Source organism: Aeromicrobium sp. Leaf245, assembly GCF_942548115.1.
GTDB lineage: Bacteria > Actinomycetota > Actinomycetes > Propionibacteriales > Nocardioidaceae > Aeromicrobium.
Genome location: NZ_OW824151.1, coordinates 1,464,112 through 1,489,694, shown reverse-complemented (window position 1 = coordinate 1,489,694; position 25,583 = coordinate 1,464,112). Strand labels below are relative to the sequence as shown.

The following is a 25,583-nucleotide window of genomic DNA, read 5'->3' as shown; positions in this document are numbered from 1 at the left end:
GAGGACGCGTGACCCGCACGACGCTCGCCGACGTGGCGCGCGAGGCCGGGGTCTCGGTCGCCCTCGTGTCGATCGTGATGCGCGACGCCCCCGGGGCGAGCGCGGCGACCCGGGAGCGGGTCCGCGGCGTCGCCGAGCGTCTCGGCTACGTGCCCGACCAGCGCGCCCGCCAGCTGCGGCGCACGGACACGCGGCTGCTGGGCGTCACGTTCGACCTGCACCAGCCCTTCCACGGCGACCTCGTCGAGCACCTCTACGAAGCGGCCGCCGCGCAGGGCTACGACGTCGCGATCAGCGCCGTGGCGCCCTCGCGCGACGAGGACGCGGCGATCCAGGCCCTCATGCGGGAACGGTGCGACGCCCTGGTGCTGCTCGGTCCCGACCTCTCCCCCGACGCCCTCGGCTCGCTCGGCACGCGGGTCCCGACGCTCGTCGTGGCCCGCCGGAGCGACGCCGACGGCGTGGCCTCGGTGCGGGGTGACGACGAGGCCGGCGTCGGACTCGCGGTCGACCACCTGGCCGAGCTCGGTCACGTGCGGGTGGTGCACGTCGACGGCGGGTCCGCGCCCGGCGCCGAGGACCGCCGCCGGGGCTTCCACGCAGCGGCGGTGCGCCGTGGCGTGGAGCCGTGGGTCGTCCCCGGCGGACCAACCGAGCAGGCGGGCGTCGAGGCGGCGCGACGCCTGCTCGACCAGCGCCCGACGCCGACGGCCGTGGTCGCCTTCAACGACCACTGCGCCTCCGGCGTGCTCGACGTCCTGCTGCGAGCCCACGTCGACGTCCCGGCCGACGTGTCGGTCGTGGGCTACGACGACTCCCGGCTCGCCGTCGCCCGGCAGGACCGGATGACGACGGTGGCGCAGAGCGCCCTCGAGATGGCGGAGCGAGCCGTGTCCGGAGCGCTCGACCTGCTCGCGGGACGGAACCCGACCGAGGTCGTGCTCACGCCACGACTCGTGGTCCGCAGCACCAGCGGGCCCGCCCCCCGCCTGGCCGACCCCGCCTGACCGACCCCGTCAGGCGTAGAGCGCCGGGCGCTCGGGGACGACGACCGGCTCGCGTGCGCCCGAGTCCAGGGCCGCGACGCCGGAGGCCGCGACCAGGTTGGCCGCGAAGCCGTCCCACGCCGATGCGCCCACGACCTCGCCGCGCAGCGACGCGTCGACCCAGGCGGAGAGCTCGAGCCGGTAGGACTCGATGAAGTGCTCCACGAAGTCGCTACCGATCGCGGTGCTGCTCTCCCCCGCGACGCGGCGCACCACCGGGGGCCGGGGCTCGAGCATCGCCGACCCGCCGTCGCCGACCACCTCGACACGCACGTCGTACCCGTAGGCGGCGTTGCAGTAGACCTCGGCCGTGATCATCTGGCCGGCCGCCATCCAGATCGTGGCGACCTGCGGGTCCTTGAAGCCCTCGGCGATCGGCGACTCGACGCGGATGGCCGCGATCTCGTCGTCGAGCAACCACCGGAAGGTGTCGAACTCGTGGATCATCGAGCCGGTCACCAGCGTGGACGAGTCGGTGCTCGTCGCGTTCGTGGCGTTGCGGTGGATCCCGTGCACGAGCTTCACCTGGCCGAGCGACCCGTCGGCGACCGAACCCTTGAGACTCACGAAGCCCGGGTCGAAGCGCCGGTTGAAGCCGACCTGCACGAACCGGCGACCCGCCGCGACCTCGGCGTCCACGACGCGCCGCGCGTCGTCGGCGGTGACCGCGAGCGGCTTCTCGCACAGGACGTGCTTGCCGGCCTCGATGCCCGCGATCGCCAGGTCGGCGTGGGTGAAGTCGGGCGACGCGATCACGAACGCGTCGACGTCGGCGACCAGCGCCTCGGGCGAGGCCGCGGCCTCACCGCCCACCTCGGCCGCGACGGCCTGGGCGCGGGCGGTGTCCATGTCGAAGACCCGGGTCACCTCGGCGCCGGGGACGCTCGTCGAGAGCGTGCGCACGTGCGCCGCCCCCATCGCACCGGCGCCCACGACGCCGACTTTCAGTCGCTTGCTCACAGGGAGACCCACTTTCGTTCGTCGGAGGACAGGATCATGGCGTCGAGCACCCGTGCCGCGACGAGCGCGTCGTGGATGGTCGCGCCGACGGGCGTGCCGGTGGCGATCGACTCGACGAGACGTCGGGCCTCCACCACCTTCAGGTCGTCGAAGCCGACCGGGTTGTTGGTGCCGGGCTGGAAGGCACCGATCTCCCCGTCGCCCGGGCCGGCGTACTCGGTGGCGTAGAACGTGTCGGTGAAGGCGTCGTCGCGCGCCGACGCGACGCGCAGCTCGTTCATGCGACGGAAGTCCCACGCGACGGCCCCGCGGGTGCCGTGGACCTCGAAGCCGTAGGTGTTCTGCTCCCCCACGGCCACGCGACTCGACTCCAGCACGGCTCGTGAGCCGTCGGCGAGGCGCAGCAGGGCGCTCACGTAGTCCTCGTTCTCGACGTCGCCCAGCGCGCCGGCACCCTTCTCGTAGTGCATCGCACCCGGCACGGCCTCGCGACGCTGCGCGATGAAGGTCGCACGGTCCACGACCAGCTCGGCGACCGGCGCCACCACGTACCCGAGCAGGTCCGTCGCGTGGCTCACGAGGTCGCCCAGCACGCCCGAGCCGGAGAACTCGGTCCGGAAGCGCCAGGACAGTGCCGCGTCGGGATCGGCGGAGTAGTCGGCGAGGAACCGGACGGTGGAGTGCTCGATCTGGCCGATGGCCCCCGACGCGACGATGCGCCGGGCCCGTTCCACGGCCGGAACGTTGCGGTAGTTGAACCCCGCGGCGGCCTGCACGCCGGCAGCCTCGACCGCAGCCACGATCTCGGCGGTCTCCCCGGCGTCGCGGCCGGCGGGCTTCTCGACCCAGAGGTGCTTGCCCGCCTGCGCCGCGGCGACCGCGACGTCGCGGTGGATGAAGTTGGGACCGGTCACGCAGACGAGGTCGACCTCCGGGTGCTCGACCAGCTCGCGCCAGTCCGAGAGCAGGTGCTCGAACCCGTACGCGGCGGCGGCTCGCGCCGTCCGGTCGTCGGGGGCGTTGTCGGCCACCGCCACGAGGCGGGGGCGCAGCGCCGTGTCGGGGTAGTGCTGGACGAGCCGCGTCAGGGCTCGGGCGTGCACCTGGCCCATCCAGCCGAAGCCGACGACGCCGACGCGCAGCTCGGGTGTGCTCACGGGTCCTGCCTCTCCGCCGTCGCGACGGCGATCGTTCGTGGGTGCCGGGTGGGGCCCGGCATGGGGCGCGCCGGGCGCGGACAGCGCGACACGGTCGGCCGGGTCCCCCTGGCTCCCGGCCGACCGCGCGGTCGAGGGTCAGGCCTCGGCGGCCATCTCCTGCGCGATCTCGCTGTCGTCGCCCATCGTGCGGGCCAGCTCGTGCGCCAGGGACTCCAGCTCGGCGCCACCGGCCATCATCGAGGTCAGCTCGTCGAGCGTGATCTCGGACTTGGCGTAGTCACCCATGCTCTTGCCGCGACGCAGCAGCATGAAGCGGTCGCCGACCGGGTAGGCGTGGTGCGGGTTGTGGGTGATGAACACGACCCCCAGACCACGCTCGCGGGCCTTGGCGATGTACTTCAGCACCACACCGGACTGCTTGACGCCCAGGGCGGCCGTCGGCTCGTCGAGGATCAGGACCCGGGCGCCGAAGTACACCGCGCGGGCGATGGCCACGCACTGGCGCTCTCCACCGGAGAGCGTGCCGATCGGCTGCTCCACGTCGCGCAGGTCGATGCCCATCGCCGCGAGCTCGTCGCGCGTGGTGCTCTTCATGAACTCGACGTCGAGCTTCTTGAACGGTGCGACGCCCTTGCGGACCTCGCTGCCGAGGAAGAAGTTGCGCCACACCGGCATGAGCGGCACGACGGCGAGGTCCTGGTAGACCGTCGCGATGCCGGCGTCGAGCGCCTGCCGCGGGTTCGAGAACGACGTGGACTCGCCGTCGACGACCAGCGTCCCGTCGGTGTGCTGGTGCGCACCGGCCAGGATCTTGATGAACGTCGACTTGCCCGCGCCGTTGTCACCCAGCACGCAGGTGACCTCGCCGGCCTTGACCGTGGTGGAGACGTCGGACAGCGCGATGATGTTGCCGTAGCGCTTGCCGATGTCCTGGACCTCGACGATCGTCGTGCCGCGCGCCGGCGGCTCGGTGGTCGTGACGGTGGACTCCGTGGACTTCTTGCTCATCGGGACAGCTCCGCTCGCTTGCGTACCCATTCGTTGAGGAGGACCGCTCCCAGCAGCATGATGCCGAGGAACGCCCGGAGCCAGTTGTTGTCCCAGCCCGAGTAGACGATGCCCTGGTTCGCCATGCCGTAGATCAGCGCGCCGAAGGCAGCGCCGATCGCCGAGCCGTAGCCGCCCGTGAGCAAGCACCCGCCGACGACGGCACAGATGATGTAGATGAACTCCTGGCCGACACCCGTGTTGGACTGCACGGTCGACGTCGTGAACAGCAGCAGCATGCCGACGAGCCAGCCGGCACCGGCCGTGGTCATGAAGAGCCCGACCTTGGTCTTGAAGACCGGCACACCGACCTGGCGTGCGGAGACCTGGGCGCCTCCGACCGCGAAGATCCAGTTGCCGACGCGCGTGCGCAGCAGAACCCAGGTGGCCACGGCGGTGATGGCCAGCCACCACCAGACGGACGCGAAGACCGCACCGCCCGCGATGTCGACCGACGAGCCGAAGATCGCCTTCGGCTGGTCGTAGAACGGCACCTGCGCCATGCCCTGGATCGCCACCTGACCCGTGAGGGCCTTCGTGAGGGCGAGGTTGATGCCCTGGAGGACGAAGAACGTGCCGAGCGTGACGATGAAGCTCGGCAGCCCCGTCCGCATGACGATCACGCCGTTGAAGAAGCCGACCGCCAGCGCGAGGGCCAGCGAGACGACGATCGCGGCCCAGATGTTGAGGCCGTACTCCGTGCAGAGGATGCCGACCGCGAGCCCGGTGAACCCGGTCATCGCGCCGGCCGAGAGGTCGAACTCCCCGCCGATCATGAGCAGGGCCACGGCGACGGCCATGATGCCGATCGTGGAGGCCGAGCGCAGCCAGGTGCTGGCTCCGCTGGAGGTGGCGAAGGCGCTGGTGGTCAGCGCGAAGAAGCTGAAGATGACGATGACGGCGACCAGCGCGCCGATCTCGGGTCGCTTGAGGAGCTTGGTCAGCGTCGACGTCTTCGCGACGCGTTCATCGGCGACGGAGGCTGTCGTCATGGTGTGGATGCCTTTCGTGGAGGGTGGGCGGCGGGGGCCCGGACGACGTCGGTGCGTCCTCTCGGGCCCCCGCCCGTGACCGCTGCGTCAGCGCGTGCCGTCCTCGGCGAACTTCGCGACGTCGGCCGCGTTGTCCTTCGTGACGAAGGCGGGGCCGGAGTTGATCGGCTGGCCGCCGCCGACGTCGTTGCCGTTGATGCTCTTGAGGTAGAGCGTCGTGACACCCAGGAAGCCCTGGACGTAGGGCTGCTGGTCGACGGCGAACAGGATCTTGCCGTCCTCGATGTTCTTCACCACGTCGGCCGAGAGGTCGAACGTCGCGACGGTGGCGTCGCTGCCGGCCGCATCGACGGCCGAGACGGCGTCGATCGCGTACTGGCCACCGAGCGTCAGGACGACGTCGATGTCGGAGTCGGCCTGCAGCTTGGAGGTGATGGTCGAGGTGACCGCGTTGTCGTCGGTGCCGTCGACCTGGAGGTTCTCCATGTCGCCGCCGAACGTGCCGGCCGCAGCCTTGCAGCGCTCCTCCAGACCGACGTTGCCGGCCTCCTGCACGACGCAGATGCCCTTCTTCAGGCCCTCGCTCTTGAGACGCTCGCCGACGGCCTCGCCGGCGATGGACTCGGACTGGCCGATGTGGGTGATGGCGCCGAACTCCTGCCAGCGGTCGATGCCGGAGTTGATCGAGACGACCGGGACCCCCGCGGCGACGGCCTTCTTGATGCTGCTCTCGAGACCGTCCGGGTTGGCCATGGAGACCACGATGCCGTCGACCTTGTCGGCGACCGCGCCGTCGATCAGCTGCGACTGCTTGGCCGGGTCGGGGTCGTTGCTGTAGTTGATCTCGACGCCGTAGTCCTTGCCGGCCTGCTCGGCACCGCTCTTCACCCGGTCCCAGAACGCGTCACCGGGGCTCGAGTGCGTGATGACCGCGTACGTGAGGTCCTTGGACTCGGCCGTGTCGTCCTCCTGGCCGGTGCCGCTGCACGCCGCCAGGAGGGCGCCGGCGACGATGACCGCGCCGGCGAGCTTGAGCTTCTTCATGCGGGGGTTCTCCTGTTCTCGGGGCCTGCGGGTCAGGCCCTCCGTGACCTCGTCTGGTGCGACGCGTCACAGTGTGCCCCACTTCACAGCAGGGACGGGTTCATTGTCAAGACATATTGACGAAACGTTTCACGCCGTGTTGCATGGCCTCACAAAGGAAGGACTTTGACGTGTCGGACACAGCCCAGCACATCCAGCTCGACCGCTCCAGCCCGGTTCCCCTGTACTTCCAGGTGGCCGCGCAGCTCGAGCGCGCCATCCTGGACGGCCACCTGGGTGCCGGCGCCAGGATCAGCGACGAGATCAGCCTCGCCGGCCACCTCGGCCTCTCGCGGCCCACCGTGCGCCAGGCGATCCAGGTGCTCGTCGACAAGGGCATGCTGGTGCGCAAGCGCGGCGTCGGCACCCAGGTCGTGCACGGCAAGATCAGCCGCTCCGTCGAGCTGACGAGCCTGCACGACGACCTGCGGGCGGCCGGCCAGGAGCCCCACACCAAGGTCGAGTCCTACGAGCGCATCCCGGCCACCGAGGAGCTCGCCAACGAGCTGCGGGTGGACGTCGGCGCCGAGATCTGGTCGCTCGAGAGGGTCCGGTTCGTCGGGTCCGCCCCGCTCGCGCTCATGCACAACTACCTGCCGGTCGAGGTGCTCGACCTCGACACCGTCGACCTCGAGCGGGAGGGGTTGTACGAGTCCCTGCGCAACGCCGGCGTGCTCATGCGCGTGGCCAAGCAGCGCATCGGCGCGCGCAAGGGCGATGCTCGGGAGTGCCGCCTGCTCGAGGAGCGGCGCTCGGCCCCCCTTCTCACGATGCAGCGCACCTCCTACGACGACGCCGGCAACGCGGTGGAGTTCGGCACCCACCTGTACCGGCCGGACCGCTACTCCTTCGAGATGACGCTGGTCGACCGCTGATCGCCGACGCGCTCGCAGCGCGATACATGTCCTGACATTTGTTTGTCATGACAAACAGTTGACATGGTCGCCGTGACGAACGTAACGTCGTCCACGTCGCACCCCGCCCGGCAGAGAGGCCGCCATGAGCACCATCCCCGAGGTCCTGACCTACGGCAGGGCAGGCGTCGACGTCTACCCGCTGCAGATCGGCGTGGGTCTCGAGGACGTCGAGAGCTTCGGCAAGTTCCTCGGCGGGACCACGGCCAACGTCGCGGTTGCCGCGGCGCGGCTGGGTCACCGGGTGGCTGCGCTCACCGGTGTCGGCGACGACCCCTTCGGACGGTTCGTCCGGCGGGCGTTCCGCGACCTGGGCGTCGACGACTCGCACGTCGTGGTCGTGCCCGAGCTGGCCACGCCCGTGACGTTCTGCGAGATCTTCCCGCCCGACGACTTCCCGCTGTACTTCTACCGCAAGCCCAGCGCCCCGGACATGAACCTGACCGTCGACCAGGTCGACCTCGAGCTCGTGCGTGCCGTGGACCTGCTCTGGGTGACCACGAGCGGCATGAGCGAGGAGCCGAGCCGCTCGACGCAGCTCGCGATGCTCGAGGCCCGCTCCTCGGCACGGTCGGCGGGCTCCGGGCGGCGGCACCACACGGTGCTCGACCTCGACTACCGCCCCATGTTCTGGTCCGACCCCGCGGACGCCACGGTCCAGGTGCAGAAGATGCTGCCCCACGTGAGCGTCGCGGTCGGCAACCGCGAGGAGTGCGAGGTCGCCGTCGGCGAGACCGATCCCGACCGCGCCGCCGACGCCCTGCTCGACGCGGGCGTGGAGCTCGCCGTGGTCAAGCAGGGCCCGAAGGGCGTGCTCGCCAAGACCCGCCACGAGCGGGTCGAGTCCCCGCCGATCCTCATCGAGCCGGTCAACGGCCTCGGCGCCGGCGACAGCTTCGGCGGCTCCCTCGTGCACGGCCTGCTGGCGGGCCTCCCGCTGGAGCAGCTGCTGCGCAACGCCAACGCCGCCGGCGCGATCGTCGCGTCGCGCCTCGAGTGCTCGACCGCCATGCCCACCCAGGACGAGATCGACGAGCTCGTCCGAGAGCGCTTCCCGCAGGAGTCGTGACCCGCATGTCCCCCACCCCCCAGGACCCGACGACCCCCTTCGTCGCCGACATCGCCGCGCTGCGCGAGGTCCGGGCGCACGATCCCCAACGCGTCACGAAGCTGCTGAGCTCGCGCCGTCGTCGGCCGCTGCTGCCGGCCGACGGACGCCTGATGATCGTCGCGTGCGACCACCCCGCCCGCGGTGCCCTCGCCGCGACGGGCAACCCGACGGCGATGGCCGACCGTCACGAGGTGCTCGCCCGTCTGGTCACCGCGCTCGGCCGTCCCGGCGTCGACGGCGTGCTCGCGACGGCCGACGTGCTCGAGGACCTGCTGCTGCTCGGCGCGCTCGAGGACAAGGTGGTCTTCACCTCCATGAACCGTGGGGGCCTCGCCGGCTCGTCCTACGAGATGGACGACCGCATGACGGGCTACGACGTGCGGGGCACGATCGACGCCGGGTTCGAGGGCGCCAAGATGCTGACCCGCATCGACCTGGACGACCCGGGCACCCTGCGCACGCTGGAGACCCAGGCGGCCGCCATCACCGAGCTCAACCGCGCCGAGGTCGTGGCCATGGTCGAGCCGTTCATGTCGAGCCGGCGCGACGGCAAGGTCGTGAACGACCTCTCCCCCGACGCCGTCATCAAGTCCGTGGCCATCGCCCAGGGGCTCGGAGCCGCGAGCGCCTTCACGTGGCTCAAGCTGCCCGTGGTGGAGGAGATGGAGCGCGTCATGCGGTCCACGACGCTGCCCACGCTGCTGCTGGGCGGCGACCCGACCGGCCACCCCGAGACGGTCTACCGCAGCTGGGAGCAGGCCCTGGCCCAGCCCGGGGTCCGTGGCCTGATGGTCGGTCGCACCATGCTCTTCCCCCACGACGACGACGTCGCCGGCGCCGTCGACACGGCCGTGGGACTCGTCCGGTGACCACCTCGGACACCGGCGGGGGTGCCGGGCCGCGGGCGGCGACCGACTGGGTCGTACCCGCCGGCGAGGGCGGCGGCGACGGATTCGACCTCGCCGTCGTCGCGGGCGAGCGGGAGGGCTGGTCGCACACCAGCCTGTGGACCGTGACGCTGGCCGCCGGCGAGAGCCGCACCGTGGCCGCACCCGGCCAGGAGCTGCTGGTCGTGCCGCTGTCCGGCAGCACCGAGGTGACCGTCGGCAGCACCGCCGACGGGGAGACCTTCACCCTCACCGGGCGCTCCGACGTGTTCGCCGGACCCACCGACGTGCTCTACGCACCGCTCGACGCCGCCGTCACGCTGACGTCGGCCGACGGTGGTCGCTTCGCGGTCTGCGGTGCCACGACCGACGTGGTCCTGCCCGCCCGGCTCCTGCCGGCGGCCGAGGTCCCCGTCGAGCTGCGCGGGGCCGGGCAGAGCAGCCGCCAGGTGCGGAACTTCGGCACCGTGGGCGTCCTCGACGCCGGGTCGATCATCGCCTGCGAGGTCATCACCCCGGGCGGCAACTGGTCCAGCTACCCGGCGCACAAGCACGACGAGGAGTCCGAGCACGAGTCCGCCCTCGAGGAGATCTACTACTTCGAGGTGCAGGACGGGCCGCAGGGCCAGCCCGGTCTCGGCTTCCACCGCACCAGCTCGACGCCCGCGGGCGAGATCGACGTGCTGCACGAGGTGCGCGACCGCGACACCGTGCTCGTCCCCCACGGGTGGCACGGACCGTGCACCGCGGCCCCCGGCCACGACATGTACTACCTGAACGTCATGGCCGGACCGGGCGCCGAGCGCGCGTGGCTCATCAGCGACCACCCCGACCAGACCTGGGTCAGGTCCACCTGGGAGCACCAGGAGATCGACCCCCGACTCACCGAAGGCGACTGACATGACGCAGACCCGACGGCTCACCGTCGCGCAGGCCACCATCGCGTTCCTGGGCGCGCAGTACTCCGAGCGCGACGGCGTGGAGCACAAGCTGTTCGCCGGGGCGTTCGGCATCTTCGGCCACGGGAACGTGGCCGGCCTCGGTCAGGCACTGCTCCAGGCCGAGCTCGAGGACCCCGACCTGCTCCCCTACGTGCTCGGCCGCAACGAGCAGGCCATGGTGCACTCGGCCGTGGCGTACGCCCGGCAGAAGGACCGGCTGCAGACCTGGGCCGTGACGACGAGCGTCGGGCCGGGCGCGACGAACATGGTCACCGGCGCCGCGCTGGCGACGATCAACCGGCTCCCCGTGCTGCTGCTCCCCGCCGACACGTTCGCCGACCGCAGCGCCTCGCCCCTGCTGCAGGAGCTCGAGCTCCCCCAGTCCGGCGACGTCACCGTCAACGACACCTTCCGCGCCGTGTCGCGCTACTTCGACCGTGTGTGGCGCCCCGAGCAGCTGCCGTCGGCGCTGCTGGCGGCCATGCGGGTGCTCACCGACCCGGCCGAGACCGGAGCCGTCACGATCTGCTTCCCGCAGGACGTGCAGGCACAGGCCCACGACTGGCCGGTCGAGCTGTTCGAGAAGCGCGTGTGGCACGTGGCTCGCCCGGTGCCCGAGCGCTCGCTGGTCGACGTCGCCGCCGAGGCGATCCGCTCGGCGCGGCGTCCGGTGCTCGTCGCCGGCGGCGGCGTGCACTACAGCCAGGCCACCGAGGCGCTGGCGGCCTTCAGCGAGGCCACCGGGATCCCCGTCGGCCAGAGCCAGGCCGGCAAGGGCACCCTCGTGTACGACCACCCGCAGTGCCTGGGTGCCATCGGCTCCACCGGCACGACGGCCGCGAACGCGATCGCCCGCGACGCCGACCTGGTCATCGGCGTCGGCACCCGCTACTCCGACTTCACCACCGCCAGCCGCACGGCGTTCCAGGCCGAGGGCGTGCGCTTCGTGAACGTGAACGTCGCGGCGATCGACTCGGTGAAGCAGTCCGGCCTCGCGATCACGGCCGACGCCCGCGAGACGCTCGACGCCCTGCGCGTGGCGCTCGACGGCCACCGCGTCGACGACGCCTACGTCGAGGAGTACCAGCGCCTCGCGGCCGACTGGGACGCCACCGTCGAGGCCACCTACGTGCCCGAGACGCCCGACCGCGGTGCGGGCGGCCTGCCCACGCAGGGCGAGGTGCTCGGCCTGGTGAACGAGCTGTCCGACCCGCGCGACGTGGTGCTCTGCGCCGCCGGCTCGATGCCCGGCGACCTGCACAAGCTGTGGCGCACGCGCGACAGCAAGGGCTACCACGTGGAGTACGGCTACTCCTGCATGGGCTACGAGGTGGCCGGCGGGATCGGCGCCGCGATGGCCGAGCGGGGTGACCGCGACGTCTTCGTCATGGTCGGCGACGGCTCGTACCTGATGATGGCCACCGAGCTCGTGACCGCGGTGCAGGAGGGCGTGAAGATCATCGTCGTGCTCGTGCAGAACCACGGCTACGCCTCGATCGGCTCGCTGTCGGAGAGCCTCGGCTCGCAGCGCTTCGGCACCCGCTACCGCTACCGCGCGGAGGGATCCGGCCGGCTCGACGGGGAGAAGCTCCCCGTCGACCTCGCGGCGAACGCCGAGAGCCTCGGCGTCGAGGTCGTGCGCGTGGACTCGGCCGGGGCGTTCGGCAAGGCCGTCACCGCGGCCAAGGAGTCGCCGACGAGCACCGTCATCCACGTCGAGACCGACCCGCTCGTCCCTGCACCGAGCAGCGAGTCGTGGTGGGACGTCCCGGTCAGCGAGACCTCCACCCTCGAGTCCACCCAGCAGGCCTACGAGACCTACCGGTCCGCCAAGGCCGACCAGCACCTGCACCTCACCCCGCCGCCCACGCCGGGCGCCTAGGCACGACGCCGCCCACATCCCGGCACCCCCGCCGGAGGCGACCGCCCCACCCCACCAGCACCTGCACCACCGAGGAGAAGAGCCACCATGGCCACCACCGTCACCCACTGGATCAACGGCGCCCCCGTCGAGGGCACGAGCGGACGCTTCGGCGACGTCACCAACCCCGCCACGGGCGAGGTCACGTCGAGCGTGTCGTTCGCGTCCGAGGACGACGTCGCCGCAGCCGTCGCCGCCGCGAAGGCAGCGTTCCCGGCCTGGCGCGACACGTCGCTGGCCCGCCGCACCCAGGTCATGTTCGCGTTCCGTGAGCTGCTGAACGCCCGCGCCGACGAGCTGGCCGCGATCATCACCTCCGAGCACGGCAAGGTGCTCTCCGACGCCGCCGGCGAGGTCGCCCGCGGCCAGGAGGTCGTGGAGTTCGCGTGCGGCATGCCGCACCTGCTCAAGGGCGGCTTCACCGAGAACGCGTCCACCAACGTCGATGTGCACTCGGTGCGTCAGCCCCTCGGCCCGGTCGCGATCATCAGTCCCTTCAACTTCCCGGCGATGGTGCCGATGTGGTTCTTCCCCGTCGCGATCGCCGCCGGCAACACCGTCGTGCTGAAGCCGTCGGAGAAGGTCCCGACGGCCGCGGTCTGGATGGCGGAGCTGTGGAAGGAGGCCGGTCTGCCCGACGGCGTGTTCAACGTGCTGCACGGCGACAAGGTCGCCGTCGACGGGCTGCTCACCAGCCCCGACATCAAGAGCGTCTCGTTCGTCGGCTCCACCCCCATCGCGCAGTACGTCTACGAGACCGGCACCGCGCACGGCAAGCGGGTCCAGGCCCTGGGCGGCGCGAAGAACCACATGATCGTGCTGCCCGACGCCGACCTCGACCTCGCCGCCGACCAGGCCATCAACGCCGGGTTCGGCTCCGCGGGCGAGCGCTGCATGGCGATCTCCGCCGCCGTGGTGGTCGGGGACGTCGCCGACACGTTCGTGGCGAAGGTCAAGGAGCGCGCCGAGGCGCTGCGCACCGGTGACGGCACCCGCGGCTGCGACATGGGCCCGCTCGTCACGTCGCAGTCACGCGACCGCGTGGCCGGGTTCGTCGACGCGGGCGAGGCCGCCGGCGCGACGCTGGTGGTCGACGGCCGCAACCCCGAGGTCGACGCTGCCGGTGAGGGCTTCTTCGTCGGCCCCACCCTGTTCGACCACGTGAGCCGCGACATGAGCATCTACACCGAGGAGATCTTCGGCCCCGTGCTCTCGGTGCTGCGCGTCGACTCCTACGAGGAGGCCCTGGAGCTCATCAACAGCAACCCCTACGGCAACGGGACCGCGATCTTCACCAACGACGGCGGCGCCGCCCGGCGCTTCCAGAACGAGGTCGAGGTCGGCATGATCGGCATCAACGTGCCGGTCCCCGTGCCCATGGCGTACTACTCCTTCGGCGGCTGGAAGAACAGCCTGTTCGGCGACACCCACGCCCACGGCACCGAGGGCGTGCACTTCTTCACCCGCGGCAAGGTCGTCACGTCGCGCTGGCTCGACCCCAGCCACGGGGGCATCAACCTGGGCTTCCCCCAGAACGCGTGACGCTGAACGCGTGACACCGCGCGCCTGACACAGCGCTCGACACGGCGCGCCTGACGCTCCACCGACCTGCGGCTGCCACCGCACGGCGAAGGGCTCCGACCTCACGGTCGGGGCCCTTCGTCGGTGGTGGGAGCACCTCCCGGGCTCGCGCCGGCTCGACGGAGGATGCGCCGCCGCGGTTCTCGCTCGGGGTCGTGCTGCGCTGCCGCTGCTCCCGCCTGGGGTGGTGCTGCGCCGCCGCGGCTCTCGCTCGGGGTCGTGCTGCGCCGCCGCGGCTCTCGTCGGACCTGGTCTCCGAAAGGGCCTCGACGGAGCGGACGCGCCCGGGCCACCCCGAGATCGCCGGGTGCGGCCGGGCGACGCAAGATTCTGCGTTCGTGCACGGTTGGCTCGAGGATTCTGCGTTCGTGTCCGGATCCAGCCACGAACGCAGCATCGTTCGGGCTCGCGCCCACGAAGGCAGAATCCTGCGTCCCACCGCTCGCGCGCTCGGGGCGCCCGAGGTCGCCGGGTGCGGCCGAGCGACGCAAGGTTCTGCGTTCCTCCAGGGAACGCCCGAGGATGCTGCGTTCGTGTCCGGATCCCGCCTCGAACGCAGCATCGTTCGGGCTCGCACTCACGAAGGCAGAATCTTGCGTCCCCCGGCCCCGCCGCGGCGGTCCCACCACGACGGACGGGCCCCGCGCAGCTGCGCGGGGCCCGTCCGTCAGGGGGTCGGGGCGGGTCAGGCCAGCAGGCCCTCCACGTAGGCGAGGCAGCGGCGCACGTCGGCGACCGGACCTTCGCCCTCGGGCTCGCCGTCGGTGAGCATGAGGTCCTGCTCGAGCACGTACCAGCCGGTGTAGCCGTGACCCTCGAGGGCGCTCACCATGGCGGCGACGTCGACCGAGCCGCGGCCCAGGACCTGCCACATGCCGTCGGCGACGGCGTCGGAGAAGGTGACCTCGCCGGCCACGACGCGGGCGGCCTTCTCGGCATCGACGTCCTTGAGGTGGACGTGGCCCACGCGGTCGAGGTTGGCGAGGGTGATGGCGACGGGGTCGGCGCCGGCGGCGGCCAGGTGACCGGTGTCGACGCACAGGCCGATGTGCGAGCCGTCGAGGACCTGCTGCACGTCGGCGGCGTTCTCGACGATGGTGCCCATGTGCGGGTGGATCACGGCCACGACGCCGCGCGAGACGGCGTGGTCGGCGATGCGGTCGAGGTTCGCGTTCAGCGTCTTCCACTGCACGTCGTCGAGCACGGGACGTGCGTCGTAGCCCTCCTGGCCGGTGGCCGCGGCCAGCACCACGACGCCCGCACCGGACGCGAGACAGGCGTCGATGAAGCGGTCGACCTCGGGCAGCGGGTCGTGGTCGGCGTCGAACAGCACGACGGGCAGGAACCCGCCGACGGCGGCGAGGCCGTACTGCTCGAGGAAGGCCGCCTTCTCGACGGGCTCGTCCGGCAGGAAGCCGTCGGGACCGAACTCGGTGGCGGTCAGGCCCAGCTCGCGCATCTCGCCGAGGACTCGGTCGGCGGGCAGCTGCAGGCCCCAACCGGGAACCTCGCAGACGCCCCACGAGATGGGAGCGCCCGCGACACGCGTGCGGACGGAAGCGGTGGTCGACATCGGGCGATGTCCTTTCAACAGGGGCGTCATTTGTCGTGACAAAGAGGGACGTCCCTAGTGTGGGCGCGCTCACAGGCCTACGTCAAGCCCATGTCCTGACATACTGACGTGGATTTCCTCGCACGCCCATGCCACTGACACCGACCCGGGCGGATCGGTGTCAGTGGGCCTCGATCAGCCCAGCGCCTCCGCGTCGCGACGTAGGGCCTCGAGGGTGCGGTGCATGCCGTCGAGCAGGTCGACGTCGTGGTTCTCGGCGCCGCCCATGAACCACTTCCCCGCCAGCCGCACGGTCAGGCCTGCGCGCGGCAGGGCCGTGCGACGCTCGACGACGCGCGTGACGGCACCCTCGGGCGTCAGCTCGTAGGACCACTCCACGTCGGTCGGGCCCACGTGGAACGCCAGGGCTGCCGAGCCGTCGTGGGTCGGCGGCTTCCACCGGGTGATGCGGGTCGTCGTGGGCCAGACGACGGCACCCTTGCGGTTGACGTTCAGGCCGCGCGAGCCGACCTTCGGCGCAGCAGCGATGAACATCCGTACGGTCTCGGGACTGCGCTCGCTCATCGAGCGCAGGTCCGAGAGCAGGGTCCACACCGTCTCGACCGGAGCGGCGACGACGACCTCCGCCTCGAGGGGCGGCAGACCCTGGCTCGGGAACTCAGGCGGCACGGGAGGTCCGCTCGACCTCGGACTTGATCCGCTGGAGCGTGTGCGCGATGCCCTGCTCGAGCTCGGTCTCGAACGCGTCGGTGCCACCGAGGACGTGCTTGGTGAGCAGGTTCGAGAGGTTCGAGACACCGTTCGGGGCGGTGCGCGACTCCGTCAGCCGGGTGCGTCCACCGTCGAGCGCCTCCAGGCGGTACGTCCAGACCGTGCCGTTCTCGGCGACCTTGAGCGCCAGCTCACGCTCGGGCTCGAAGACCTTCACGTACGAGCGCGTGGGCCACACCTTCCAGCCCTGGCGGTTGACGTTGATGGTGCGGGCGCCCTGCTTGACCTCGCCTCCGCGGATGATCATCTTCTTGCACTGCGGGCTCCACTCCCCCATGCGCTTGAGGTCGGACACGACGGCCCAGACGGCGGCGGGCGTCGCGTCGATCTCGACGGAGTCCTCGATCAGGCTGCGGTTCGGCACGGTGGTCCTCCAGAGGGTGGTGCGGGGGCGGGGTGGGTCGTTCGAAGAGGGACGAGGGGCCCGGGCCTAGGCGCGACCGGAGGCGGAGAGGGCACGCACGGGACGGTGACCGGCGCGCACCCACTCGACGATCCAGTCGCCGACCGTCGGGTGGTTCAGCAGGGCGAAGTGGTGGGCGCTCGGGACGTACTCGAAACGGGCGCCTTCGACGACCGGGCCGGTGCGTCCGACACCGGTGGCCGAGGAGAAGTGCACCAGCAGGTCTCCGAGCACCGCGCTCACGGCGTGCCGCTGCGTGGCACCGAGCGTGCCGGCCACGAAGTGGTACTCGGCGTGCGGGAGCGGCGCCGCGGCGATGCGGTCGAGGCCCCAGGCGCGGGTGAGGTCCTGACCCTCCCACTCGTCGGCGGAGATGTAGCCGTGGCGCAGGTCGACGATGCCCGCGGACCGGGTGTCGAGGATGGTGCTGAACGGACGCGACTCCGGCAGGAACCGGAGCACGGACGACCCGAGGTGGGCGACCTTCTCGAGGTTGGCGCCGGCGTGCGGCGTGCCCAGGCAGACGACGTCTCGCACGAGGTGCTGCCACGTCTTGCCGCCCGCGGTGGCGTGGTTGGTCGCGGCCCGCACGACCAGGCCACCCATGGAGTGGCCGACCAGGGTGATGCGCGAGACGGCGGTGGGCCAGACGTCGACGAGCTGGGTGAGCAGTGCGTCGAGGTGCTTGCCGTTCTCGGAGATGTGCAGGCCGGTGTTGTACCGGACCATGACCGGCGTCGCGTCGGTCTCGGTGGTGAGCCGCGACGCGTAGGTGGAGCCGCTGGCCTTCGAGCCCAGGTCCCACGACTCGTCGTCCTCGCACAGACCGTGCAGGAACACCACCAGGTGGCTGGAGGCACCCCGGAAGGCCTCGGCGACCTGCCACTCGGTGACCGGGAGGTCCGCACCGTCGACGCGCACCGACATGACGATCGCCTGGGGGTCGTCGAGCATGCGCAGCTCGTCGCCGATGAGCCCGTTGACGGCGGCGACGACGCTGCGGCCGAACCGGCTGGACTCGACCGGCGACCCCACGCCCCGCGCGGAGAGCGCGCGCACCGTGCCGCTGCCGACCCTCAGCACGCCCGACACCGCGCCGTAGACCGAGGTCACGACCGCGTCGTGCAACGACTCCGGGACCCGTCCGCCCACGACCCGCGTGGCGCGGAACGCCCGCGCCGCGGCCGCCTGGTGCACCTCGCGGACCGTGCCCACGACCAACCGGTCGAGGTGGTCGAGCGCGAGCGCTGCCACGTCGGTGGTGCGTGCAGGTGTGCCGGGCATGTCTACATACTGCCGGTATCCAGACACGATGGGAACCGGAGGTGGCGAGGTTCTCAGGGATTTCCCGGCCGGGGGCCTCGACGACCCACCCGGACGCACGACGGCCCGGCACCCACAGGGGCGCCGGGCCGTCGTCGGACGACGTCGCGTCAGGCCTTGTCGGACTCCTCGGAGACCTCGGGCTCGGCGGCGTCGGCGGACTCGTCGTTCGTCTCGACCTCGTCGTCGGCGATCGAGCCGTCGGCGCGCAGCTTGCCGAGCTCGAGCACGGTGCCGGACGCGTCCTTGACCGTGGCCTGCTGCATGAGGGTGGCGAGCGCCTTGCCGCGCAGCACCTCGCTCACCATCTCGGGCACGTGGTTGTGCTCCATGATGTGCTGGATGTAGGAGTTCGGGTCCTCGCCCGACTCCTGGGCGCGACGCATGATGTGCTGCGTCAGCTCGTCGTTCTCGATGCCGATCTCGGAGTCGGCGACGACCTGGTCGAGCACGAACTGGGCGACGATCGAGTCGCGGACCCGACGCTCCAGCTCGGCCTCGAACTCCTCGGCCGTCTGGCCCTCGTCCTCGAGGTAGGTGTCGAAGGAGATGCCGGCGTACGAGAGCTGCTGCATGATCTGCTCGCGGCGGCCCTGGAGCTCCTCGGCGACGACGGTCTCGGGCAGCGGCGCCTCGACCGTGCCGACGACCTCCTCGAGCACGAGGTCGCGGGCCTCCGCGGCCTGCTCCATGCGCTTGCCGCGCACGAGACGCTCGCGGACGTCGGCCTTGAGCTCATCGACGGTGTCGAACTCCGACGCCGTCTGGACGAACTCCTCGTCCAGGTCGGCGACCTGGCGCTCCTTGACGTCGTTGAGGGTGACGGTGACGTCGACCGGCGTGCCCTTCAGCTCACCGCCCACCAGCTCGGTGGAGAACGTCGTCGTCGCGCCCTTCTCGAGGCCGATGAGCGCCTCGTCGAGGCCGTCGAGCAGCGTGCCCGAGCCGATCGTGTAGGGCAGGCCCTTGGCGTCGGCGCCCTCGATGTCGGCACCGTCCTTGTCGCGCGCGACGAGGTCGATGGTCACGGCGTCGCCGTCGGCGGCCGCACGGTCGACGTCCAGCGTGACGGCGAAGCGGTCGCGCAGGGCGTCGATCTGCTCGTCGACGTCGGCGTCGGTGACCTCGGCGTCGGCGACCTGGACCTCGATGGCGGCGAGGTCGGGCAGCTCGATCGTCGGGCGCACGTCGAGCTCGGCGGTGATCTCGATGTCCTCACCGTCGGAGAACTTGGTGAGGTCGATCTCGGGCTGGCTCAGCGGCTGGATCTCGGCCTGCTGCAGCGCCTCGCTGTACCAGCCGGGCAGTGCGCCGTTGATGGCCTCGTCGAGGACGGCGCTGCGGCCGATCCGCTGGTCGACGATGGCCGCCGGCACCTTGCCCTTGCGGAAGCCGGGGATGGTGATCTGCGCGCCGATCGTCTTGTAGGCCTTGTCGAGGCTGGGCTGGAACTCCTCGAACGGCACCTCGATCGTGAGCTTGACGCGGGTGGGGCTCAGGGACTCGGTGGTGCTCTTCACGTCGTGCTGCTCCTGCGGTGATGGGGGTCGGGGTGCGTGCCGCATCCGCACGTGACGTGCTGCGGGCACGGGAGGTCGCGCTGGCTCTCCGAGCCTGCGGCAGGACCTCCGGCCAGTCTCTCACGGCCCACCAGTCCAGGGCGAACCCGCACTGCCCCCGACCGCAGGGGCTTCATGAGAGAGCCCTCATGACCGGCTCATCACCGCCTCATGGTGCGTCGCTGTGATGAGGGCAGTCGAGCGGCGACGCTCCCCACCCCATCCCACTCCTGGAGGACCACCATGAAGCGCACCACCTTCGCAGCAGCAGCGGCCGCCGTCATCGGCGTCGTCCCGCTCGCCCTCGTCGTCACCTCCCCCGCCCAGGCCGCGTCCTCGTACTCCTGCGGCGGCTACAAGGCCACCATCGTCGGCACGAACGGGGCCGACGAGATCGAGGGGACGCGCGGACGTGACGTGATCGTGTCCCTCGGTGGCAGCGACGAGATCGACGGCAACGGCGGCAACGACGTCATCTGCTCCGGCTACGGCAACGACGAGGTCGAGGGCGGCACGGGCGCCGACCTGGTCTACGCCGGGTACGGCAACGACGACGTGGACGGCGACTCCGGCAACGACCGTCTGCACGGTGGTCCCGGGCGCGACGAGCTCGACGGTGGCGCGAGCCGCGACAAGGTCTACGGCCAGGACGGCAACGACCTCGTCGAGGGCGGAGCTGCGAAGGACGTCGTGAGCGGCGGCAAGGGCGACGACCGCGTCTACCAGGGCAGCGAGCCCGACGACGACTGACCGCCAGGCGGTGCGGAGGGGTCGGGCTCCCGAGGCCCGGCCCCTTCACGCGTGGTCCTCGCCGTGGGGTCGCCGTCAGACGGGGAGCACGCGCGCGGAGCCCGACCGGACGCGACGCGCGGCGAGCAACCGCGACGACGCGTCGGGATCGCGACGGTCGCTGACGGCGTGCCACTCCCACCTCGCCTCCGAGGGCGTCAGCTCCACCACGCTGTAGCCGTGGTCGTCGAGGTTGACGAACCGCACGTGCGGGTTGAGCGCACCGATCGCCTCCTCCATCGCTAGAGAGACGGTGCGTGGCGCCGTGCCCATGAAGTCGTCGACGTTGTTGCTGGTGATCGAGCTGCACACGAGCTCCGTGGCCACCGGCCGGCCGTCGAGCTCCACCTCGTTGGCCCACGCCGTGTGGACGTCGCCGCTGAGGAACACCACGTCGCCGACGCCGGCGTCGGCCAGACCCTGCAGCAGCCGCCGACGCTCGGCGGGATAGCCGTCCCACGTGTCGGTGTTCGGCTCCGGGGAGCCCCAGGTCATGGGGTCGGTCGTGTCGCGCAGCGCCAGCTCCTCCCCGCGCGGCCGCGGCGGCATGAGCATCGGCGCCACCATCACCGGGTTCCCGACGAGCTTCCACCGGGCGGTCGAGGCCTCGAGCCCCTGCGCCAGCCAGGACTCCTGGTCCGTGCCGGTGAGCGTGCGCCGCTCGTCGGCGAGGGCGACGTCGCGCGGCTCGACCCGCTCGTCTCGGCGGCTGCGCAGGTCGAGCATCGTCAGCTCGACGAGGCTGCCGAAGCGGAAGCGGCGCTGGATCGTCGTGCCGTCGCCGACCGTCGCCGTGCCCGACAGTCGCACGGGCATCCACTCGTCGTAGGCCCTCAGCGCGGCGTCGCGTCGGCGGGTCCAGGGGCCCTCGGCCGCGGGGTCGTGCTCGTACGCACCCTCGGGGAACCAGCCGTCCGCGACCTCGTGGTCGTCCCACGTGGCGATCATCGGCAGCGCGGCGTGCAGGCGGCTCAGGTCGGGGTCGGTCTTGTACTGCGCGTGCCGGCGCCGGTAGTCCTCGAGCGTGACGGTCTCGTGCGGAGGGTCGTGGCGTCTCACGTCGGTCCAGTCCGCTCCGTGGGAGTAGCGACCGGGCTCGTACTCGTAGAGGTAGTCGCCGAGGTGCACGACGGCGTCGAGGTCGTGGTCGAGCAGGTGGCGGTAGGCGCCGAAGTGGCCGGCCTGCCAGTTGGCGCAGCACACCACGCCGAGCCGGAGCCGGTCCACGGCCGCGTCGACGGCCGGGGCGGTCCGGGTGCGACCGGTGACCGTGTCCGGTCCGTGGGTGAACCGGTACCAGTAGGTCGTGGCGGGTCGGAGCGCGCGGACGTCGAGCTTCACGGTGTGATCTCGTCCGGCGTCGGTGCTCGCCGTGCCCTCCGCCACCACATCGGCGAAGCCGTCGTCGAGCGCCACCTGCCAGGCCACGTCGGCCGGTCCCCCGCGTCCCGAGCCGGGCGTGGCGTCGGGCGCGGGCGAGACGCGGGTCCACAGCACGAAGCCGTCGGGCAGCGGGTCCCCGGACGCCAGTCCGTGCTGGAAGTGCTGGTGCCGACTGGCCGGCGCGGCCGAGGGCCGCAGGGTGGAGGCGACGACCCCGGCGCCGACGGTGAGTCCGAGACCGCTGACCACGAGGTCACGTCGGCTCATCGGGGCTCGGCGGCGGGTGGGGGGCTGGCGGGGTGTCCCGGTCCTCACCCCTCCAGTCAGGCAGGGGCGGGGTACGGGACGGCGATGCCGCGGTGAACGGGGCGGGACGACCAGGAGACGGTCCGGCCGCGGAAGCCATCGGCCCCCTCCGGTGTTGACGACGACGTGAGGCTCTCGCTGCTCGACCGCTCCCGGACCCGCGTCGGCCGCCCCGACGGCGAGGGGCTGACGGGAAGCGTGGAACGTGCCGTCTGGGCCGAGCAGCTCGGCTACGAGCGCTTCTGGGTGGCCGAGCACCACGGCGTCCCCGGCATCGCCAGCGGGTCACCGCCCGTGCTCATGGCGGCGATCGGGGCGGCGACGTCACGCATCCGGATCGGGTCGGGCGGCATCATGCTCCCCCACCACCAGCCGTTCGTGGTGGCCGAGCAGCTGCGGATGCTCGAGGCGCTGAACCCGGGTCGCGTCGACGTCGGGCTCGGCCGGTCGTCCGGCTTCACCCCGCCCGTCCGTGCCGCCCTGCGGGAGGCCGCGGACGCCCCGGACCGCTTCGCCGACGACGTGCGCGAGCTTCGCGACCACCTGACCGGCGCGGGCACGGTGACGGTGCGGCCGCAGGGCGGCCCCGTCCCGATGTTCCTGCTCGCCACCGGCCGGGGCATCGCCCTGGCCGCCGAGCTGGGTCTGCCCGTGGTCGTCGGTGGACCGGTGCTGTGGTCCGACGAGCTGCCGAAGGCCCTCGCGGGCTACCGTCGCAGCTTCGTGCCCTCGTCGGAGCAGGACCGACCGTCGGTCGTGGTGTCGGCCGACGTGCACGTGGCCGACGACGTCGAGACGGCCCGCGAGCTGGCGCTGCCCGAGGCGTGGGCCATGGCGGTCTCGCGCCGGACGGGCGAGTTCCCACCGCTGGAGTCACCCGCGTCGATCCGCGCCCAGGACTGGCCCGACCAGGTGCGCAGGCGGGTGGAGACGTCGCTGGACCGCGCGATCGCCGGGGACGCGGCCACCGTGCGGCGCACCCTCGAGCGCCTGGCCGACCGCACCGGAGCCGACGAGCTGCTGGCCTCCACCTCCACGTGGGACCGCGAGGCCCTGCGCGCCGCCGACACCGCCCTCCGCGCCCTCGTCTGACTCCCCCCATCGGTGGATCCGCAACATCAGCGCCCGCATCGGTGGATCGTCAACCGCAGACGTCCGCCTGCGGTTGAGGATCCACCGATGGGGGTCGGGCATGGGGGTGGAACACCCGGTCGGTCCGTCGTGTTGACCCGTGCATGACCACCATCGGACTCATCGGCAGCGGACACATCGGCAGCACGGTCGCACAGCTGGCCGTCGACGCGGGCTACGACGTCGTGCTCAGCAACCGTCGCGGCCCCGACACCTTGACCGAGCTCGTCGACCGCCTCGGGCCGCGCGCCCGCGCGGCCACACCCCTCGAGGCAGCGGAGGCCGCCGACATCGCGGTCGTCACGGTGCCGTTGAAGGCGCTGTCCGACGTCCCCGTCGAGCCGTTGCGGGGCAAGGTCGTCATCGACACCAACAACTACTACCCGCAGCGCGACGGCCAGGTGGCGCGGCTCGACGACGAGTCGACCACCACGAGCGAGCTCACGCAGGAGCACCTGCCCGAGTCGCACGTCGTGAAGGCGTTCAACAACATCTACTTCAAGCACCTCGGGACGCTGCAGCGCCCCAGCGGTGACCCGGAGCGCTCCGTCCTGGCCATCGCCGGGGACCACGACGACGCCAAGCGCACGGTCACGGAGGTCCTCGACGCCCTCGGCTACGACGCGTACGACGTCGGCCCGCTCTCGGAGGGCTGGCGCTACCAGCGCGACACCGCCGCCTACGCCGGGCTCTACATCGACCCCGAGACCGGCGACGTCGACGCTCCGCCGCGCCAGGTCACCGCTGACCTGCTCCGCGAGAAGCTCGACGCGGCGCAGCGCTACCGCGACATGTAAGGCCATCCTCGGCGTTCGGCAGGCAAGACCGGGGGGAACGTCCTAGATTTCGGTCATGAAGCACCCGCGTCGTCTCGTCGCCGTCCTGCTGGCGACGGTGCTCGGGACCACCCTCCTGGCTGCCCCGGCCGCGGCGACCGCGCGCGGCACGCTCGTGATCGCGCGTGCCCCCGCCGAGGTGATCGAGCTCTTCGTCGAGAAGCGCGAGGGCGACGCCTGGCGCCGGGTCGACTGGACGTGGGGCAATGACTACACCGCACGGGTCCTCGAGGACACCATCGAGTTCGACGTGCCTCCGGGCGACTACCGCGTCTCGTTCCAGCGCAACGTCTCGAGCCTCCACCGGCACGACGCACCCGACCTGACCACGACCTTCTACCCCGGGGTGGAGCGCGCGGAGCAGGCGACGGCGGTCGCGATCGTGGGCGGGCAGACCCGCGACCTGACCTCTCTCCGGCCTCTGCCGGGTGGCCACGTCACCGGCACCGCGAAGCGAGAGGACCGGACGCCGCTGCCGGCCAACGCGGGGGTCGAGGCGCTGCAAGAGCGCGCCGGTCACTGGCAGACGGCCGGTGTCTCTCTCCTCGCTCCAGACGGCTCCTACGACGTGGGCGGGCTCGGGTCCGCGCCGACGGTCCTGCGCGTCTTCGCGGGCGGGTCGACCACCACCGGGGGCACATGGCAAGGCCCCGACGCCGAGACGTTCTCCGGCAGCGCGACGGACCTCGCGTCGGCCGAACGCATCGACGTCTCGTCCGGCCGCGTGACCTCGGTCGACCCGATCGCCGTGGCGCCGAACGGGACACTCTCGGGGACAGCGCGGGACGCCGACGGCCGGCCTCTCGCGGGAGTCGAGGTCGAGGTCGACCACCTGAGGGGGGTCGTCCGGACCGCGCCCGACGGGAGCTGGGACGTCGGGCCGGTGCGTGCAGGCTCCTACGACGTCTTGCTTCGCGACCCGCAGGACCGCGTCGAGTTCCAGAGGCGCGACGCCGTCGTGGAGCTGCGCCGGGACACCGTCGTGGACACGACCCACGCGCACCACCGCCCGGTGTGGACCGAGGCTCCATCCTTCGTCCCGGTCGACCGCCTCGGCATGATGGGGCAGACGATCACCGTCGATCCGGGCGTCCTGAAGCAGGACGACGCCGTGGTCACCTCGATCGACTGGTACGTCGGCCCGGAGGACTCCCCGCCGCGGATCGCCACCGGCCCGACCTACACACCCCCGATGGACTCGGAGGTGGACCAGGTCCACGTGATCGTCACGGCCCGACGTCGAGGTGTCGAGGCGACGGCACGAACCGTCAGGGACGTCATGCTCCGTTATCCGGAGTACTTCACCGGCAGACCGACCACGTCGACGACGGCGCCCGTCGCTCACGAGCTGCTCACCGCCCGCACCGGCACGCTGTCCCCCACGCCGAGCACCACCAGCTGGCAGTGGCTCCGCGACGGGAAGGCGATCAAGGGCGCCACCGGAGCCCGGTACCGGCCCACCGCGTCCGACGTCGGGCGCAACGTCGTCGCGCAGGCGACGGTCCAGCGTCCGGGATACGCCCGTGCAGTCGTGCGGAGCACGTCGCGCGACGTCACGTCGGCCCGCAGCAGCGTGAAGGCCACGCTGACGCCGCGCGGTGGCCGTCGCGTCGCGGTGTCGGCGAGGGTGAGCGTCGCGAAGGTCAGCGCCGCCTACGTCGACGGCTCACTGGACCTCTACCGGTCGAGGAAGGGTTCGGACCGCATCGGGACGATCCGCGTCGTGGACGGTCGGGCGACCACGACCCTCGCCCGCCAGCCGAAGGGGAAGCGGACGTACTGGGTCCGCTTCCGACCCTCGCGGGACGGGATGACGACGTCACAGGGTGCACGGACGAGCACACGGGTGCGCTGACCGCCACGCCC

The 25,583-nt window shown here is 71.8% G+C and carries 21 protein-coding genes and 1 pseudogene; 11 read left to right on the top strand and 11 right to left on the bottom strand.

The genetic code is table 11. The annotated features are described in order from the left end of the window. The first annotated feature begins 8 nt into the window (after positions 1 to 8). Positions 9 to 1,007: a LacI family DNA-binding transcriptional regulator gene (locus NBW76_RS07375; protein WP_056555190.1), complete on the top strand. Its 999-nt coding sequence runs from the start codon at positions 9 to 11 to the stop codon at positions 1,005 to 1,007. A gap of 9 nt (positions 1,008 to 1,016) precedes the next feature. On the opposite strand, the gene NBW76_RS07370 is transcribed toward NBW76_RS07375, so the two are convergent. From NBW76_RS07370 to NBW76_RS07350, 5 genes are all read right to left on the bottom strand, one after another. Further along, complete coding sequence (locus tag NBW76_RS07370) at positions 1,017 to 2,006, bottom strand: Gfo/Idh/MocA family oxidoreductase (protein ID WP_056555189.1); 990 nt, start codon at positions 2,004 to 2,006, stop codon at positions 1,017 to 1,019. Next, positions 2,003 to 3,163, bottom strand: coding sequence for a Gfo/Idh/MocA family protein (locus NBW76_RS07365; RefSeq protein WP_235493002.1), 1,161 nt, complete (start codon positions 3,161 to 3,163; stop codon positions 2,003 to 2,005). Before NBW76_RS07365 ends, NBW76_RS07370 begins: the two co-directional genes overlap by 4 nt. A 138-nt stretch (positions 3,164 to 3,301) precedes the next feature. After that, the gene (locus NBW76_RS07360; RefSeq protein WP_056555188.1) at positions 3,302 to 4,174 is read right to left on the bottom strand and encodes an ATP-binding cassette domain-containing protein; all 873 of its coding nucleotides are present in this window, start codon (positions 4,172 to 4,174) and stop codon (positions 3,302 to 3,304) included. Next, positions 4,171 to 5,205, bottom strand: a complete 1,035-nt coding sequence (locus NBW76_RS07355) for an ABC transporter permease (RefSeq protein ID WP_055965043.1) — start codon at positions 5,203 to 5,205, stop codon at positions 4,171 to 4,173. The genes NBW76_RS07360 and NBW76_RS07355 overlap by 4 nt, the downstream gene beginning before the upstream one ends. Positions 5,206 to 5,292: 87 nt before the next feature. Further along, positions 5,293 to 6,249, bottom strand: a complete 957-nt coding sequence (locus NBW76_RS07350; RefSeq protein WP_055965040.1) for a sugar ABC transporter substrate-binding protein — start codon at positions 6,247 to 6,249, stop codon at positions 5,293 to 5,295. A gap of 170 nt (positions 6,250 to 6,419) precedes the next feature. On the opposite strand from NBW76_RS07350, the gene NBW76_RS07345 reads away from it, so the two are divergent. The 6 genes from NBW76_RS07345 (at position 6,420) to NBW76_RS07320 (ending at position 13,604) form a co-directional block, all read left to right on the top strand. Beyond that, on the top strand, positions 6,420 to 7,163 hold the full coding sequence (locus tag NBW76_RS07345; RefSeq protein WP_235493001.1) for a GntR family transcriptional regulator: 744 nt from the start codon (positions 6,420 to 6,422) through the stop codon (positions 7,161 to 7,163). Between the two features lie 124 nt (positions 7,164 to 7,287). Beyond that, positions 7,288 to 8,271, top strand: a complete 984-nt coding sequence (gene iolC, locus NBW76_RS07340) for a 5-dehydro-2-deoxygluconokinase (protein WP_056555187.1) — start codon at positions 7,288 to 7,290, stop codon at positions 8,269 to 8,271. A 5-nt stretch (positions 8,272 to 8,276) separates the two neighbouring features. Next, entirely contained in the window at positions 8,277 to 9,182 is a 906-nt protein-coding gene (locus tag NBW76_RS07335) for a hypothetical protein (RefSeq protein WP_055966351.1), read from the top strand. Then, the gene (gene iolB / locus NBW76_RS07330; RefSeq protein ID WP_056555186.1) at positions 9,179 to 10,099 is read left to right on the top strand and encodes a 5-deoxy-glucuronate isomerase; all 921 of its coding nucleotides are present in this window, start codon (positions 9,179 to 9,181) and stop codon (positions 10,097 to 10,099) included. Before NBW76_RS07335 ends, iolB begins: the two co-directional genes overlap by 4 nt. Before the next feature lies 1 nt (position 10,100). After that, positions 10,101 to 12,023 carry a 3D-(3,5/4)-trihydroxycyclohexane-1,2-dione acylhydrolase (decyclizing) gene (iolD, locus tag NBW76_RS07325; RefSeq protein ID WP_055965026.1) on the top strand — a complete coding sequence of 641 codons (1,923 nt, stop codon included), beginning with the start codon at positions 10,101 to 10,103 and terminating at the stop codon, positions 12,021 to 12,023. Between the two features lie 87 nt (positions 12,024 to 12,110). Continuing rightward, positions 12,111 to 13,604 (top strand): CoA-acylating methylmalonate-semialdehyde dehydrogenase, encoded by a 1,494-nt coding sequence (locus NBW76_RS07320; RefSeq protein WP_055965023.1) that lies wholly within the window; start codon positions 12,111 to 12,113, stop codon positions 13,602 to 13,604. A gap of 724 nt (positions 13,605 to 14,328) precedes the next feature. On the opposite strand, the gene NBW76_RS07315 is transcribed toward NBW76_RS07320, so the two are convergent. The 5 genes from NBW76_RS07315 to tig all read right to left on the bottom strand — a co-directional run bounded on the left by NBW76_RS07315 (position 14,329) and on the right by tig (position 19,233). Beyond that, positions 14,329 to 15,216, bottom strand: a complete 888-nt coding sequence (locus NBW76_RS07315) for a TIM barrel protein (RefSeq protein WP_055965020.1) — start codon at positions 15,214 to 15,216, stop codon at positions 14,329 to 14,331. Positions 15,217 to 15,390: 174 nt separating this feature from the next. Continuing rightward, on the bottom strand, positions 15,391 to 15,885 hold the full coding sequence (locus NBW76_RS07310) for an SRPBCC family protein (protein ID WP_056555179.1): 495 nt from the start codon (positions 15,883 to 15,885) through the stop codon (positions 15,391 to 15,393). Next, the gene (locus NBW76_RS07305; RefSeq protein WP_056555178.1) at positions 15,875 to 16,351 is read right to left on the bottom strand and encodes an SRPBCC family protein; all 477 of its coding nucleotides are present in this window, start codon (positions 16,349 to 16,351) and stop codon (positions 15,875 to 15,877) included. The genes NBW76_RS07310 and NBW76_RS07305 overlap by 11 nt, the downstream gene beginning before the upstream one ends. Positions 16,352 to 16,417: 66 nt before the next feature. After that, a complete protein-coding gene (locus NBW76_RS07300; RefSeq protein ID WP_056555175.1) occupies positions 16,418 to 17,674 on the bottom strand; it encodes a triacylglycerol lipase in 1,257 nt (418 codons plus the stop codon). Positions 17,675 to 17,823: 149 nt separating this feature from the next. Then, positions 17,824 to 19,233: a trigger factor gene (gene tig / locus NBW76_RS07295; protein ID WP_056555172.1), complete on the bottom strand. Its 1,410-nt coding sequence runs from the start codon at positions 19,231 to 19,233 to the stop codon at positions 17,824 to 17,826. Between the two features lie 282 nt (positions 19,234 to 19,515). Between tig and NBW76_RS07290 the strand changes: the two genes are divergently transcribed. Next, positions 19,516 to 20,022 carry a calcium-binding protein gene (locus tag NBW76_RS07290; RefSeq protein ID WP_055965009.1) on the top strand — a complete coding sequence of 169 codons (507 nt, stop codon included), beginning with the start codon at positions 19,516 to 19,518 and terminating at the stop codon, positions 20,020 to 20,022. Positions 20,023 to 20,097: 75 nt separating this feature from the next. Here NBW76_RS07290 and NBW76_RS07285 read toward each other — a convergent pair whose 3' ends face one another. Continuing rightward, entirely contained in the window at positions 20,098 to 21,711 is a 1,614-nt protein-coding gene (locus NBW76_RS07285; protein WP_056555169.1) for an alkaline phosphatase, read from the bottom strand. Between the two features lie 165 nt (positions 21,712 to 21,876). On the opposite strand from NBW76_RS07285, the gene NBW76_RS07280 reads away from it, so the two are divergent. From NBW76_RS07280 to NBW76_RS07270, 3 genes and pseudogenes are all read left to right on the top strand, one after another. Beyond that, the gene (locus tag NBW76_RS07280) at positions 21,877 to 22,842 is read left to right on the top strand and encodes an MsnO8 family LLM class oxidoreductase (protein WP_056555161.1); all 966 of its coding nucleotides are present in this window, start codon (positions 21,877 to 21,879) and stop codon (positions 22,840 to 22,842) included. 113 nt (positions 22,843 to 22,955) lie between these two features. Continuing rightward, positions 22,956 to 23,678, top strand: a pseudogene (locus NBW76_RS07275) (NADPH-dependent F420 reductase); the annotation flags it as partial. Between the two features lie 55 nt (positions 23,679 to 23,733). Continuing rightward, positions 23,734 to 25,572 (top strand): carboxypeptidase-like regulatory domain-containing protein, encoded by a 1,839-nt coding sequence (locus NBW76_RS07270; protein ID WP_056555153.1) that lies wholly within the window; start codon positions 23,734 to 23,736, stop codon positions 25,570 to 25,572. Positions 25,573 to 25,583: the final 11 nt, after the last annotated feature.

Bases quoted from the DNA above. Each gene is read 5' to 3' on its own strand.
- NBW76_RS07360 (WP_056555188.1), bottom strand. From the start codon at position 4,174: ATGAGCAAGAAGTCCACGGAGTCCACCGTCACGACCACCGAGCCGCCG.
- NBW76_RS07355 (WP_055965043.1), bottom strand. From the start codon at position 5,205: ATGACGACAGCCTCCGTCGCCGATGAACGCGTCGCGAAGACGTCGACG.
- NBW76_RS07350 (WP_055965040.1), bottom strand. From the start codon at position 6,249: ATGAAGAAGCTCAAGCTCGCCGGCGCGGTCATCGTCGCCGGCGCCCTC.
- iolC (WP_056555187.1), top strand. From the start codon at position 7,288: ATGAGCACCATCCCCGAGGTCCTGACCTACGGCAGGGCAGGCGTCGAC.
- NBW76_RS07335 (WP_055966351.1), top strand. From the start codon at position 8,277: ATGTCCCCCACCCCCCAGGACCCGACGACCCCCTTCGTCGCCGACATC.
- iolD (WP_055965026.1), top strand. From the start codon at position 10,101: ATGACGCAGACCCGACGGCTCACCGTCGCGCAGGCCACCATCGCGTTC.
- NBW76_RS07320 (WP_055965023.1), top strand. From the start codon at position 12,111: ATGGCCACCACCGTCACCCACTGGATCAACGGCGCCCCCGTCGAGGGC.
- NBW76_RS07315 (WP_055965020.1), bottom strand. From the start codon at position 15,216: ATGTCGACCACCGCTTCCGTCCGCACGCGTGTCGCGGGCGCTCCCATC.
- NBW76_RS07300 (WP_056555175.1), bottom strand. From the start codon at position 17,674: ATGCCCGGCACACCTGCACGCACCACCGACGTGGCAGCGCTCGCGCTC.
- NBW76_RS07290 (WP_055965009.1), top strand. From the start codon at position 19,516: ATGAAGCGCACCACCTTCGCAGCAGCAGCGGCCGCCGTCATCGGCGTC.
- NBW76_RS07285 (WP_056555169.1), bottom strand. From the start codon at position 21,711: ATGAGCCGACGTGACCTCGTGGTCAGCGGTCTCGGACTCACCGTCGGC.
- NBW76_RS07270 (WP_056555153.1), top strand. From the start codon at position 23,734: ATGAAGCACCCGCGTCGTCTCGTCGCCGTCCTGCTGGCGACGGTGCTC.